General features: G+C 50.3%; 13 protein-coding genes. 1 reads left to right on the forward strand and 12 read right to left on the reverse strand.

Annotated elements, in window-relative coordinates:
- Positions 1 to 2 precede the first annotated feature (2 nt).
- From IPJ88_07690 to IPJ88_07745, 12 genes are all read right to left on the reverse strand, one after another.
- The gene (locus tag IPJ88_07690; GenBank protein ID QQR91592.1) at positions 3 to 2,618 is read right to left on the reverse strand and encodes a hypothetical protein; all 2,616 of its coding nucleotides are present in this window, start codon (positions 2,616 to 2,618) and stop codon (positions 3 to 5) included.
- Positions 2,615 to 3,496 (reverse strand): PD-(D/E)XK nuclease family protein, encoded by an 882-nt coding sequence (locus IPJ88_07695; protein ID QQR91593.1) that lies wholly within the window; start codon positions 3,494 to 3,496, stop codon positions 2,615 to 2,617. Before IPJ88_07695 ends, IPJ88_07690 begins: the two co-directional genes overlap by 4 nt.
- Positions 3,397 to 4,158 (reverse strand): hypothetical protein, encoded by a 762-nt coding sequence (locus IPJ88_07700; protein QQR91594.1) that lies wholly within the window; start codon positions 4,156 to 4,158, stop codon positions 3,397 to 3,399. The genes IPJ88_07695 and IPJ88_07700 overlap by 100 nt, the downstream gene beginning before the upstream one ends.
- Entirely contained in the window at positions 4,125 to 5,219 is a 1,095-nt protein-coding gene (locus IPJ88_07705) for a hypothetical protein (GenBank protein ID QQR91595.1), read from the reverse strand. The genes IPJ88_07700 and IPJ88_07705 overlap by 34 nt, the downstream gene beginning before the upstream one ends.
- A gap of 82 nt (positions 5,220 to 5,301) precedes the next feature.
- Positions 5,302 to 6,099: a hypothetical protein gene (locus IPJ88_07710; protein QQR91596.1), complete on the reverse strand. Its 798-nt coding sequence runs from the start codon at positions 6,097 to 6,099 to the stop codon at positions 5,302 to 5,304.
- Between the two features lie 113 nt (positions 6,100 to 6,212).
- Positions 6,213 to 7,139, reverse strand: coding sequence for an ATP synthase F1 subunit gamma (atpG, locus tag IPJ88_07715; GenBank protein QQR91597.1), 927 nt, complete (start codon positions 7,137 to 7,139; stop codon positions 6,213 to 6,215).
- Complete coding sequence (locus IPJ88_07720; GenBank protein QQR91598.1) at positions 7,136 to 8,794, reverse strand: F0F1 ATP synthase subunit alpha; 1,659 nt, start codon at positions 8,792 to 8,794, stop codon at positions 7,136 to 7,138. The genes atpG and IPJ88_07720 overlap by 4 nt, the downstream gene beginning before the upstream one ends.
- A 25-nt stretch (positions 8,795 to 8,819) precedes the next feature.
- Positions 8,820 to 9,365: an ATP synthase F1 subunit delta gene (gene atpH / locus IPJ88_07725; GenBank protein QQR91599.1), complete on the reverse strand. Its 546-nt coding sequence runs from the start codon at positions 9,363 to 9,365 to the stop codon at positions 8,820 to 8,822.
- A 42-nt stretch (positions 9,366 to 9,407) separates the two neighbouring features.
- Positions 9,408 to 10,037 (reverse strand): ATP synthase F0 subunit B, encoded by a 630-nt coding sequence (locus tag IPJ88_07730; GenBank protein QQR91600.1) that lies wholly within the window; start codon positions 10,035 to 10,037, stop codon positions 9,408 to 9,410.
- Positions 10,034 to 10,498 carry an ATP synthase F0 subunit B gene (locus IPJ88_07735; GenBank protein QQR91601.1) on the reverse strand — a complete coding sequence of 155 codons (465 nt, stop codon included), beginning with the start codon at positions 10,496 to 10,498 and terminating at the stop codon, positions 10,034 to 10,036. The genes IPJ88_07730 and IPJ88_07735 overlap by 4 nt, the downstream gene beginning before the upstream one ends.
- Before the next feature lie 629 nt (positions 10,499 to 11,127).
- Positions 11,128 to 11,532, reverse strand: coding sequence for a polymer-forming cytoskeletal protein (locus IPJ88_07740; protein QQR91602.1), 405 nt, complete (start codon positions 11,530 to 11,532; stop codon positions 11,128 to 11,130).
- An 85-nt stretch (positions 11,533 to 11,617) separates the two neighbouring features.
- Entirely contained in the window at positions 11,618 to 12,934 is a 1,317-nt protein-coding gene (locus IPJ88_07745) for a homoserine dehydrogenase (GenBank protein ID QQR91603.1), read from the reverse strand.
- A gap of 114 nt (positions 12,935 to 13,048) precedes the next feature.
- On the opposite strand from IPJ88_07745, the gene IPJ88_07750 reads away from it, so the two are divergent.
- Complete coding sequence (locus IPJ88_07750; protein ID QQR91604.1) at positions 13,049 to 13,288, forward strand: hypothetical protein; 240 nt, start codon at positions 13,049 to 13,051, stop codon at positions 13,286 to 13,288.
- The last annotated feature ends 24 nt before the right edge of the window (positions 13,289 to 13,312 follow it).

Raw genomic sequence — 13,312 nt, forward strand, 5'->3', positions numbered from 1 at the left:
CTCTACTGAGACTGTCCTTTAAACAACGCTTGTTCATGCCACTGTCGCCATGTTTCGTAGTCAGCTTTGCCTTGTTCCGGAGCACTTGCTTTGGCTTGGAGTAAGTGTGCTTGTGCAATACCTCCTCTCTGTATCTTTTCTAGCTTTAGCAGTGAAGGATCCCACCATAACACTTCGTGCTCACCTTTTTCAGGTCGATGAAATCCAGGTCGAATGGTAAGATGGGCTTGCATGCGAAGCGCTGCAGGGCGTTCAAGTACCGAGTCCTTGCCAAAGGCGGGCAAAAGTAAGGAATGCTTGTAGCTACTAGGTTGCTGCTCGTGGGGGTAGAGAGCAGGATGCATCTCATCAATCCAGCCCGCTGTTTTTGCATCGCCAACGACAGGGGCGATGATGCTTTGTTCGGCACATGCTACAGCGCGCCTAAGAGCGCTAGTATAGCAATCCTGCTCGCCTGGGGTTGCTTTCAAATGAGCAAAAGCATGAAAGCATTCGCTGGCTGTTGGTTCGCAAAGAATCACAATCGGATAACTTGCGTAGTGCGGCTCCGAGCATAGAAAAAAATGAATTCCAGGGTTGCACTCTGCTTTTGGAATCGAGAAGCCATCGAGCTGCTTTAGCAAACGGTCGAGTCGATTACGAAAAGATGCTGGATAGCTATGGTCGATATGTTGGGCTTGTTCTTCCAGATACCTGATGTTGATTAAGCTCTGCGTGGCTGTCTGCCAAAAACTCACATTTTCATAAAAATGAGTGGCTCTGAGCAATATACGAAGGGTTTCAGCTAAACCACGTATGTTTCGTTGCGAGTGAAGATCACGGAGAAGGTCTAAAGCGCTATTGAGATCTTTCCTATGGCCGATTTCGTCTTTATCTGTTTCTTCTTCGACGGATATCGTGTCGAAGGCTCTGCTGCGTTCTTTTGAAAAAAGAGCGAACAATAGATCATCCCGAAAAGCAAACAACGCGCTGCGAAGCGAAGCTAACATTGCGTATCGATCGTGAGGCCGGTCGATGCATTCCAACGCTGCAACAAGGCAACGCACCGCTTCTTCGTTTTTAAAAGTGCTTGACGATAAACAGCGGTGAGCGATACCGCGCTGCATTAAGGCTTCGGTATAGGGCGCCATGACATCGCGCGTTCCGTCTTTCGAGCGAATGAAAGCTAGGGCGACATGATTGCATTGAATAGGAATGCTTGTTTTTGGATCTGCGGGATCGGGAATAAGCCAGCCGCTCTCGTGAATCATGTAGTCGATGAAAGCAGCGACGGATTGGGGATAGCTTTGTTCAATCTGAAAGGGCAGTATTTTGCCGAAATCGGTATAAGGGTGAGGAACTGGCAGTGCAACAATTGCTGGCAGCGTATGCTCTGTTGCTAAAGTGCTCTTGTCTAGAAGTCTAAGCGCCGAAGAGAGTTTATCCCCCGCAAGATCTTTAGGTCGCAGCGTTTCGGGAATATAGAGCGTTTGTCCGGTGAACGAAGCTTTCAGGTTGTCTGAAACTTGCTTATCGCAAGCGAGCAGAGTTTGCTCTACCACTGTCCACAAACAGTCATTGTCTAGTGGTAAATAGTGCGTTCTTAGAAAGACTTTCGCTTGTTGAGAGAAATCTTGAATATCAACAAGACACAGCGTTCTAAAACACTCCCGTGATTTTCGTCTAAAGTCGGAATCTTCTTCTGTGCGTTCTTGCAAGGCAGCGATTGAGTCATTGGCATCTTCAAGAAAATTCTCTTGTTTGTACCTTGCGAAAAAATCGTGAAAATCTTTCAAGTCGATTTGTAGTTTTGTTTCGCAATAACTTAAGTAGTTCTGCGCGAATTCTTGCACGCAATTCTTCAAAGCAAGCCGCTTGCTAAGGACAGTGTTGCGGCTAAGTTTTCCAACTTTCTGGCCCGAACCCTTCCAGTCCCAGCTCTTTTCATGGGCAAGTTCAAGCAAGTAAGAGCACAGCAGTTCGTTATTGCTTGCATCAAGCTCGTGGCACAGTCGACAGCGCTCGGCAGCCAAAAGAATAGTGTTTAAGCTTTCCCTCAAGAAACCATTTGCCTGTTCCGCGTGTGGCTCAAGCTGTGAGCTGAAGCTTTGTAGTTTTTCGAAACATTGAGCAATTTGTGTTTCTAAACTCCAGTCTGGTGGGAGGCTGGCTAAGCCTAGTTGGTAGTCAGCTTGTTTGCTCGTTTTTACGACGAGTTCACGAATTATTTCAATCGGGGAAGACTCTTCGAAGCGCAAGGAGCGCAAAAGCAAAAAGCGACGTATTCCTTCGGGGGGCTGCTCTGAAATTGCCCTAAACCACAATCCAAATGCATGATGAAGGTGTTCCGTATGTGCTGCTTCATCCAAAAAGAGCAAAGCTGCATCTTTCGGATTTCTTGGAAAAAGAACTGATCGGAGATGGTGTGACCAACGACTCAGGCTCTCTACAATGCACAGTGAACTAAACATGTCACTTATCACGGCGCGAGACGCTTCGTTTGGGCAAAGAATCAGATTGATTTGTTTTTGCTCGATACGGTCCTTTAGGAAATCGTGGACTGCACTTAGCTTCGTTGTATGAAGCCAACAGGATTCACTTGTCTTTGAGGCTGATGCAAGGCTTTGGGTGGAGCTCATGGCGTCTGCCTTAGGCGCTGCAATGTTAACAATGCTTTTTTGTCTCTTAGTTCATTCGTGCGCCATTCTTCATCTTGGCCGCAGAGTGTTTGATAGTCGCAAAAGCGGCATGCGCCTTTTTCTGGTGCCGCCACAAAAAAACCTTCGCTCAAGGCATGGTCGAGCGATTGGCTAAGCAAATGAGCATAGTCTCGTGCCAGCCTTGTTGTTTTTACTGCGTGTTGGGTAAATCTGCCTCGAAATGTACTGTAATAGAGCACGCCTTCTTCGACTTTTTTGTCTTTGAACAGTTGCTCTAATGCCAAAGCATACAAAACGGGCTGTAGAATTTGTCCACCACCGATGATGAGGCCTTCTTTGCTTTGTGCTTTTCCGGTCTTATAGTCAACAGCGCGCAAAGCACCTTCTGCATTTTGCTCAACAAGGTCGATCGAGCCGCGAAGCTGAAGCCCGGATGGCAGCGCAACCGGAGATGCCGAGCTGTGCTCGTCTTGGGCCGCACGAGGGTAAAGTCCAAATGACAGTTCGAAAAATACCGGCACCCATGCTTGTTGCCTAAATAGGCTGTGGAGCCAAAAATGCAAATCGACACGAAAGGAACTAATTTGTTGTTTCCATAAATAGTCTGAAACTGGCAAGCAACGTGTTTGGTATTCTGCTTGGACGCTATCAAGCACAGCATCGAGTGTGCTTTGAATGCTTGAAAACTGTTCGGCCTGCAACGGGAGCTTTCCGTCTTGCCTTAGAGTGCTCAAGAAGCGGTAGTGAACTTCATGAATTAAACTGCCGCGCTCCAAAGGATTGAGGTAGCTGCTCTTTTCAATAGCCATTCGCGGTCGGATGGCTTGCAGTGCATAGAGAAAAAACGATAAGGGCACGCGGCGTAGTGCTGCAGTGCGGTGGGTGAAAAAGAGCGCGCCCCAAGTTGATGAGCCGCAAGTTCTTGCATGGCGCTTTTGCAAGCTTTGCTAAAGCCGTCTTCTCTCGTCCAAGGCCCTTTTCGATAACGCATGGCTCTGCGCCGTAAGGAACGTGCTAGAAATGTGTTGACGCTCAGCCAATGCCGTCCCTGGCCTGTGGATTGTTCAGGGCTCTGCTGCGTGAGCTTTTCAATGTATCGCTTAGCGAAACTACTCTGATCGGGAGCGTGCAGATGCAAATCAGAAGCTTGGTTCGCGCTAAGGGCGTTTTCGTCTACGCTCCAAAGTTCGATGTTGCAGTGTTGAGCGATATCGAGTGTTGTGCTCGCGTCTCGTAGATCCACTACAAGATCAAAGTCGCATCCAATCAGATCATCGTCCTTTACAAAGTGCAGCCCAGCTTTTGCTTCACTTGTCTCTTGCCGTGTTGCAAGTAGGGGCTCTAGAAGCGCGCAAAGCTCATCGAGCGTTTTGCTTTCGGTGCTTGAAGAGGATTCAATCAAAGAAAAGATGCCTTCAAGGGAGCCCGGGTTTCGAAGCGCCACGAGGGCAAGCTCTCGTAATGATCCAGCCCAGTCCCGTAAACTTAATTTGGCTTGAAATCGGTCCAAACATGCCATAATTGGCATGATAAACGCATTAAATCCGCCAATTTGGCATTCTCCCAGATCTGAGCCCCTTCGATCCATTCTTTATCCAAAAAAGTATTTTCCCAGCTGGGGTCAAGTCCCGGAAGTGGATCCAGCGATAGATAGTCGCAGAGCGCTTCTCGGCTAAAGTTGCTTTGCTTAAATCGCAACATGGCAAGCAATGCCAAACCTTCAATAGACACTTGAGCTGTTTGCGCTGGGCTATGCAGCGGGATCTGAGCATCGATGCACTGACGCTCAATAGCCAAGCGCAAGCTTTCGTTGTTGCCACAAGCCATAGCCATTCGGGAAAATGCAATGCCTTTATGAGCTTGTTCAAGTAAAAGCGTAGCCAGTGATTCTTCAAGTGGTTGTGTATTTTTTCGGGCGAAAGAATATCGCTTGGGCGAGCTTGAGTCGTTTTGTTCCGAAGCTTTCTTCGCGAAGAGCTCTTCGCTGGTATGAACTTCCGGATAACACGTCATCAAAGACTGTAAGAAAGCGAGCTCTTTTGGGGATGTCAGTTGACTTGTCGTCCATATCCATAAACTTTCATTGGTAGGGTAGCTTTTCTCTTTTTTGTCCTTGAGCGCTTCTTCGGCCAGAGAAAAGGCCATGGCTTCATCAAGTAAGGATGCTTTAAGAAGGGCTTGCTCATACCGAACTGACAGATCCTGCAGATAGTTCGTGCTCTGCTTCTTATCGTTAAAGCCAAGACGGTAGCGGTCCAATGACTTTGCGAGTTTGTCGGGCAAATGCGGCAAATCCAATATGTCAGCAATTAGAAAAGCGCGTTCGCTGGGTGTGGCGATGTTAAAGGTGGGTTTATTCTTGGAGTTTTTGCCGATGGCCAGTGCAAGATCTATAGCTGTGGTTACCTCGATCTTAATTTGGATAGAATTGTTATGTTTGAGTTGTTCAGCGAGCTGGATCGCGGAAGCCTGCGTTGGCATGACTAGCGTGAATGTTTTATCGACAGGTTGACCCGCCAAAAAAGCAAACAAGGCTGTCTTGTGTTGGCTGATGGATTGTTGGGAGCTATTTGAAGGCACTGCCGAGAGAGCCTACGCTAAGGCGCCTATCTTTTTAAGGGCCAGGTGGCGGATGACTGAAATCATCTTGTCTTCGGAGCGCTCAAACCGGACAATAGGGCTTTGCTGAGCATCCTGCCCACCCGTTGCTGCCGCAGAAACACGTTGCGCCACATACAGTGCCCGGCCAGGACCAAAGAAAATAGCTTTGTCCTTCAGAATAACATGTTCCGTTAAGCTCACAGCCTGTGCACACGCACACGCCATTGTCACACACTTTATCGGTGAGGGTGCAGTTGGTATGGCTGCTGCCGCAGCTCGTATCGCTGTTGGTTGGAGGCGGAGGAGCGACATAGCCGCTGCCATCTCCAGCGTTGCCAGTGCCGTCATCCACCGGATCGGGCGGCAGTTCGTACGATTGCGCGACGCATTGACCGGTGCTGGGCTCACAAAAAAGCTGGCCTCCCATGAAGCTACGAAGTTCATCGACACTCATGTCGTCAAGTTCATTTACGGCGCAGGCTTCTTCGACTGCAGCACATTCGCTGTCATCTTCACACGCTGCGTTGCAACCGTAGGAAAAACAGCTTGCATAGTAGCTGCAGAATTGCTGGCCATTGCTAGTCGTTGCTGATGGGTTGTTGATGGGGTTATCGCTTTCGCTGGCGATGCATTCGCCCTGAAAGCAAACCTGATCGTTTTGGCAGGGACTGTTGCACTCGCCGCAGTTGAGACGGTCGCTATTGATATGCTTCCAAGCGTTGTACTCAAAACACCATTTCTCGCCGTTCGGGCCGAAAACTGAGCGATCGGCTTGAGGCACGCTATCGCAAGCCATCACCGACAACAATATGCCCAGCACACTGAAGTAGAAAAACCGGCTTTGTTTTGAATTAAGCATCTAAGCGTCCTCGATTGGGGGCTTACAAAGAAGTCCCTTATCCTACAGTGACGCATATTTACTTTTCGGCAAGCCCGCACAGAGGGTTTTGCTGAAATTACAGTGGTTTTTCCCTAAGATTTTAGAGCTTCGGCCCCGCCGATGATTTCCATGAGCTCTTTGGTGATAGCGGCTTGGCGGGCACGGTTAAACTGCAAAGTCAGTTTTGAGATCATGTCACTGGCATTTCGACTGGCATTGTCCATGGCGGTCATGCGTGCGCCATGCTCCGAAGCGACTGATTCAATTAAGGCACGATAGATTTGCGTGCGGACATGCAAATCGATCAAACGATCCAACAATGCTTTTTTGCTTGGTTCGTAGATGAAATCGATTTCGTTATCTTCATCGCCTTCGGTGTCGGGACAGACCGGAAGCAGTGCTTCGATGGTGACCTGTTGGCTGATGGCGCTTTTAAACTCGTTGTAAATCAAATACACGGCGTCAAGATCAGCTTCGAGATGAAAATCGTTTTCGTCGTTTAAACGACCGACATTTTCAGGATCAAAGCTTGGCGCGTAGGACTTCATGAGAGTACGGCCGATTTTGTTAGCTTTACTGACCGTCAGGTTTTCAAACACATCACGAAATTCGTGTTTGATGTTAACTTCCCGACGCCGAAAATAGTCGCGACCTTTGCGTCCAATGGCGGCCACCGATACTTCTTTGCCTTCGGCCTGTAGTTTTTTGTAAAGCGTGTGAGCTGCTTTGTTGATGCTGGCGTTAAAAGCGCCTGCAAGACCACGATCGCTGGTGAGTACGACGAGCAGTACTTTCTTCTCTTCGCGACGTGCTAGCAGTGGATGGGCCTCAGCGCCACCAGCGCGGGCTGCGACCGAACGCAGAACAGCAGCGGTTTCACGTGCATAGGGGCGAAGTTCAAGGATGTGTTGCTGTGCGCGACGCAAGCGAGCTGCCGCGACCATTTTCATCGCCTTGGTGATCTTTTGCGTGTTTTTAACGCTCGCGATCCGTTTACGTATGATCTTCAGACCACTCATACGCCGTTCTCTTCAAGCACAAAGACCTCTGCAAAAGCTTTCAAGGCTTTTTTCAGTGCATCTTTGACTTCGTCGTTGAGTTGTTTCTTCTCGCGAATCAGCGTTAACACTTGTGGATGATCGCTTTTCACGAAGGAAAGCAGCTCTGTTTCATAGCGACCGAGAGCATCGACTGGGTAAGCATCGACATAGCCCTGCGTGGCGGCGAAAATCATCAGAACCTGCTCTTCAACCGGCGCTGGCACGTATTGATCCTGTTTGAGGATTTCAACCAGGCGCGCTCCGCGAGCGAGTTGGTTTTGGGTTGCTTTGTCCAAATCGGAAGCGAACTGAGCAAATGCTGCCATTTCACGGTATTGGGCAAGTTCCAAACGAAGGGTGCCTGCGATTTGTTTCATGGCTTTGATCTGAGCGTTACCACCCACGCGCGATACGGAAATACCCACGTTGATAGCAGGACGCACGCCGGAGAAGAATAAATCCGATTCAAGAAAGATCTGACCGTCGGTAATCGAAATCACGTTGGTTGGAATGTAGGCCGACACATCGCCTGCTTGCGTTTCGATGATAGGCAGAGCGGTAAGTGAGCCACCGGAGTCTGGAAGTTTTTTGACTTCCACACTGTCGCCTTGACGTTTTGCCGCTTCTTCAGCCTGATCCTTGCCTTGAGGTCCGACATAGATCTTATTGGCCATGGCGCGCGAGGGCTCGCTGCCCTTATCAACAATCACCCATTCGTCTGCCATTTTCGCGGCACGCTCGAGCAAGCGGCTGTGTACGTAAAAGACGTCGCCGGGATAGGCTTCACGGCCAGGCGGGCGGCGAAGCAAAAGCGAGAGCTGGCGGTAAGCCACGGCTTGCTTTGAAAGATCATCGTAGATCACAAGAACGTGCTGACCACGGTCACGGTAGTACTCGCCCATCGCGCAGCCTGTGTAGGGCGCAATAAACTGACGTCGCGCCATTTCCGCTGCAGTCGCGGCAACCACGGTGGTGTATTCCATGGCCCCGTGCTGGGTGAGCTTGTCAACAACCTGCGCAACCGTTGATTGCTTTTGACCGATGGCCACGTAGATGCAGTGCATGTCCTGGCCTTTTTGGTTGATGATGGCATCGATAGCGACTGCGGTTTTACCGGTTTGACGGTCGCCAATGATGAGCTCTCGCTGTCCGCGACCGATTGGAATCATCGAGTCAACTGCCTTAAGACCCGTTTGCATGGGTTCCGTGACGGGCTGCCTGACCATGATACCGGGGGCTTTAATTTCAACACGACGGCGATCTTGGCTTTCAATCGGGCCTTTGCCGTCAATAGGCTGTCCAAGCGCGTTGACCACGCGTCCAAGAAGTTTTGGTCCAACGGGAACGTCAATGATACGTCCAGTGCGCTTAACGGTGCTGCCTTCGAGCACTTCAATGTCGGAGCCAAGAAGAGCCACACCCACGTTGTCTTCTTCAAGGTTAAGTACCATGCCCATCAAACCACCGGGAAACTCCAACAGCTCTCCGGCCATTGCAGCTCTCAGCCCATGAACGCGTGCAATACCATCACCCACAGTGAGTACGGTGCCTGTTTCTGAGACCGCAACCTGTGTTTCATATGAGGCGATCTGTTTCTTTATAATGTCTGAGATTTCTTCAGCGCGCAGTTGCATTCTACTAGTCTCCTATAGGACGTTTTTATGGGTTTTGGCTGTCTAAGAGTTCGTCTTTCAACTCTGCTAAATAACTACGGGCACTCCCGTCAAAGACTTGATCGCCGATGCGGGTTACCACGCCGGCTAAGATAGTGGGATCGATTTTGCTTTGCAGTATGATTTTCTTCCCGGAAACTGCTTCGAGAGTATGACGAAGCTGCTCATAGTAACTGTCGGGTAGTTTTGTGGCAGTAGTGACTTCGGCGCGGAGTCTGCCAAGACTCTGTTCTGCGAGCTCTTCAAAACGCTCGACGATGTCGGGAAGCAACATCATGCGTTTGCGATCCGATAGAATCCACAAGGTGTTGCGTATGGTTTTGCTTAGGCCCATGCGCTCTGCGATATCGGCAAACACAGCGCGGCGTTGCTCCGCATTGATTCCGGGGTTATCGACCAGTTGATGAAGATCCGGGCTTTGTTCCCATAGTTTGCAGGTTGTCTTAAGCTCTTGCTCGAATTGATCGAGTTGATTGTTTTCTTGGCCAAGTTTAAACAAGGCTTTGGCGTAGCGAGAGGCAATCACGGACATGTTAGGCGACTTTCCTTTGCGCTTGTTTTGAGCTTAGGTTTTTCAAAATTGTTCAGCAAGTCGGTTTTGATCACTGTCTGAGAGTTCGCGTTTTAGGACTTCCTCAGCGGATTTCAGCGCTGTTTCGATGGCTTCTCTGCTCAAATCAATCTTGATTTGTTTCATGCGCTGTTCGATTAAGAATTCGGTTTCGCGACGCATACGAGCGGCTTTTTCTTCAGCGGCTGAAACGAGGCGATCGCGTTCTGCTTCACCTGCTTTGGTCATTTCGGCACGCAATTTTTCGATTTCTTGATCGAGTTTCGCGAGTCGGTCTGCGTATTCTTTTTGGGTGGCCTCCGCTTCGGCCTTAATTTTGGCAGCTTCGTTCAAGCCGGATGCGATTTGCGCTTTGCGTTCCGATAGCATGGCGTTCATCGGCTTGGCGCCGATTTTCGTCAAAATCAAAAGCAGTAATACAAAGTTGATGAGCATGGCCCAAAACTCAAGCGAGGAGAATACCGCCGAGATGCCATGATTTTCGTGTTCAGCATGACTTGCTTCGTCGCTGTGTTCGGTGCCTGCGGCCGGAGCTCCTTCGCGATATTCATCGGCAAAGCACACCGTTGGAGCATAGAGGGCTACGATCACCACAAGACCGGAAAAACTGCAGATGCGGGCTCTGGATGTCATGCGACCTCCCTACGAAGCACTTTCTGTGCGATTTGTTTGGCCATATAGCTAATACTCTGTTCCAGCTCTTTGCGTGCTTGGTTGGCTTCTTTGCTAAGTTGCAGCTCGGCATGCTCAAAGTTGCGTTGGGTTTCTTGGCGAACTTTCTCGAGGATGGTGCGTTCTAGACTCTGACCCTCGCTACGTAGACGATCGCGTTCCTTGCCAGCTGCAGATTTTACCTTGCGGAGTTGGGTATCGTAGGCCTCGGCTTTATCCGAAGCGTCCTTTGTGAGGGCTTTGGCTTCGGCCTTGGCACCGTCAATTCCGCTTTCGCGGGCATCAAACAGCCTAACCAAGGGGCGAAATACCAGCTGGTTGAGAATTAACAGTGTGGCGAAAAAAATCACCAGTTGGATAAAGAAGGTTCCGTCAAGATCAATGACGGATCCGCCCGAAAGCACTACAGCTGTCAGTCCCATGCGCGCCTCATGTTGCCCGAACCGGAAATTACCGAGAAAAACGGGATAAAATGCGTCGCTTATCTAGCAGTACCACCCCTTAGCGTCAAGCGTGGAGGAGGGCGGCTTTGTGTTTGCAAGGGCTTTCCGCGAGCTTTGCGTAGCTTCGGCTTACCTCCTCGCTTCTCGTCGGCAAGTACGGGTGTACGTGCCTCCTCGTCGCTGTGGGGGCGCTCGAAGCTACGCAAAGCTCGCGAAAAGTTATGTTCGCGAAGGGAGCTACCGCGCTTTTCTGGTTGGACAAACCAATTCGTTCGAAGGTGTAGCGTCAAGCGTGGAGGAGGGCGGCTTTGTGTTTGCAAGGGCTTTCCGCGAGCTTTGCGTAGCTTCGGCTTACCTCCTCGCTTCTCGTCGGCAAGTACGGGTGTACGTGCCTTCTCGTCGCTGTGGGGGCGCTCGAAGCTACGCAAAGCTCGCGAAAAGTTATGTTCGCGAAGGGAGCTACCGCGCTTTTCTGGTTGGACAAACCAATTCGTTCGAAGGTGTAGCGTCAAGCGTGGAGGAGGGCGGCAACTTGTGCGCAAAGGCTTTTTGCGAGCTTTAGCCTAGGACTGTTTTGGGGGTAGCTCTTCAGGCTTGTTCGGAAGAAACTATTGCAGAAGCTTTTTGGCGATCGGGTAGGGGGCTGGCTCGCCGCGTTCTGCTTGGGGCATGGTGCATTTTCCCTCAAATACTACGCCTTTTTCGATGAGAATCTGTGGAGCGTGAATGTCGCCTTCGATGCGGGCGGGTTCATGAGCCTCGACCAGGCTGCGGGCATGGATGTTGCCCCGTATGGTGCCACTGCGCATGATTAAGGTGCCCACGTGGATTTGCCCTTGGATTTCAGCATTTCCAGCTAGGATTAAGGTGCCTTTGCCATGGATTTCGCCAATGACTTTACCCTCGATCCGGACTTTGTCCTGAAAACATAGTTTGCCTTCAAACACGGTTTCAGGACCGAGTAGGGCGGCTAATTGACCTAAACCGGTCAGATCTTGAGGATCGTGTTGCACCCCGGGATTATGTACACACTTTCGCGAAGGTCAACTGGCAAACGATGTAGTGCTGGCGCTGCGCTAGCGCGTGCTCGACAGCCCTTTATTCATTGACGATGCGAATGCGGTGGGAGGGGGCAAGTATGGTGTCGAGTTTATCGACTTGAGCTAGCGCCGCGGTGAGGTTTTTCTCGAGTGCGACATGGGTAAGAATAACGACATCAACTGGTTTGCTTGAACCACTTGCGACGCCTTCTTGCACGATTTGCTTGATGGAAACATTGTGCTCACCGAGGATGCCAGCGATTTGTGCAAGCACGCCTGGTCGATCGGTGACTGAAAAGCGCAGATAGTAGCATCCTTCGTGTTCACCCATAGCCTGCAATGCTTTTTGTTCAATGGCATCGTTTGCAATGCCCCAAGTCGGCACCATGCCGGCGGAGTTGTTGCAAACATTGCGTGCGACATCGACAGTGTCACCCATCACACTTACCGCTGTTGGCAAGGAGCCCGCGCCGTAACCCGAGATCATGCAGGGCCCTAAGCCCTTGGCCTCGATGTGAACGGCGTTCAAAGCGCCGTTGACCGAGGCAAGATCGCTGTCTTTCGCGATAAGCGCTGGGTGCACGCGCAAATCAATTTTTCCCTCGTCGTTTAGACGTGCAATGGCAAGGTGTTTGATGACGTAACCAAAACGTTCGGCAAACTGCATGTCTATCGCGGCAATGGTTTGGATACCTTCGGTAAGAATATCTTTTGCGGTTACTTTCGCAGCAAAGGCCATGGTTGCGAGAATGGCGAGTTTATGCGCTGCATCGCCACCGCCGACATCCAAAGCAGGGTCGGCTTCAGCATAGCCGGCTTCTTGGGCCTGCTTCAGGGCAAGATCAAAATCGATGTGCTGTGCGCGCATCTGTGAGAGCATGTAATTGCTGGTGCCGTTAACGATACCGCGCAATCCAATGACTTGATCTCCGGCCAGGGCCTCGCGCAAAATGCGAATGATCGGTACACCACCACCCACGGCGGCTTCGAAGTAAAGATCTTTTTTGACGCTCGCGGCTTTTTCAACAAGTTCATGTCCATGTTCTGCAATGAGTGCCTTATTCGCAGTCACAACACTTTTGCCATGATCGAAAGCTTGAAGGATTAAACTTCGTGCGGGCTCAAGGCCGCCCATGAGTTCAATAACAAGGTCAACGTTGGGGTCCGTAATGGCGGCTTCGGGGTCATTGCCGAGCAGTTGTTTGTTAATCGAGACGTCTCTTTTTTTTGATGTGTCCTGTACAACAATATGACGGAGCTCGAGTTTTGCACCAATGCGTTTGGGAAGGGTTTGGCTGTTTGCGTCCAAAAGACGCAGCACGCCGCTGCCCACAACACCACAGCCCAACATGGCAATTCCAACAGAGTTTTTCATAGCTATGGCGGTTAGAACACACTTCAATCAAAACGAAAACCCGCTTTGTATTCATCGAGGGTTTCTTTGCTCTGTTCAGCTGGCGAGCTCTGATGGTATGAGATTTAGCAGGCGATGACTGAAGATTTAATAACGCTTGGTTTGTTTACGGGTGTGGGCGCTGCATGGCTTGCCACGCATTTTGCCTTGGTGTTTATGACGGTGCTTGGGACAAAAATAAACCTGATTTGGCGCCTTTTGGCGCTCGTTCCACCGCTTACGCCGATTGCCGCGTGGGTGAAAGGATCCCGCGTTTTTCCCGTGCTTTGGTTTTTGTTGGGGCTGAGCTACCTGGTGCTTCGTTATGCGTTATAAGATAGGTTGCAACAGTGAGCTTGG

Source organism: Myxococcales bacterium, from assembly GCA_016699535.1.
Classification (GTDB): domain Bacteria; phylum Myxococcota_A; class Polyangia; order Polyangiales.

Excerpts from the sequence above, each read along its gene's own strand:
- IPJ88_07690 (QQR91592.1), bottom strand. The coding sequence starts at position 2,618 with ATGAGCTCCACCCAAAGCCTTGCATCAGCCTCAAAGACAAGTGAATCC.
- IPJ88_07700 (QQR91594.1), bottom strand. The coding sequence starts at position 4,158 with ATGGCATGTTTGGACCGATTTCAAGCCAAATTAAGTTTACGGGACTGG.
- IPJ88_07710 (QQR91596.1), bottom strand. The coding sequence starts at position 6,099 with ATGCTTAATTCAAAACAAAGCCGGTTTTTCTACTTCAGTGTGCTGGGC.
- atpG (QQR91597.1), bottom strand. The coding sequence starts at position 7,139 with ATGAGTGGTCTGAAGATCATACGTAAACGGATCGCGAGCGTTAAAAAC.
- IPJ88_07720 (QQR91598.1), bottom strand. The coding sequence starts at position 8,794 with ATGCAACTGCGCGCTGAAGAAATCTCAGACATTATAAAGAAACAGATC.
- atpH (QQR91599.1), bottom strand. The coding sequence starts at position 9,365 with ATGTCCGTGATTGCCTCTCGCTACGCCAAAGCCTTGTTTAAACTTGGC.
- IPJ88_07730 (QQR91600.1), bottom strand. The coding sequence starts at position 10,037 with ATGACATCCAGAGCCCGCATCTGCAGTTTTTCCGGTCTTGTGGTGATC.
- IPJ88_07735 (QQR91601.1), bottom strand. The coding sequence starts at position 10,498 with ATGGGACTGACAGCTGTAGTGCTTTCGGGCGGATCCGTCATTGATCTT.
- IPJ88_07745 (QQR91603.1), bottom strand. The coding sequence starts at position 12,934 with ATGAAAAACTCTGTTGGAATTGCCATGTTGGGCTGTGGTGTTGTGGGC.
- IPJ88_07750 (QQR91604.1), top strand. The coding sequence starts at position 13,049 with ATGACTGAAGATTTAATAACGCTTGGTTTGTTTACGGGTGTGGGCGCT.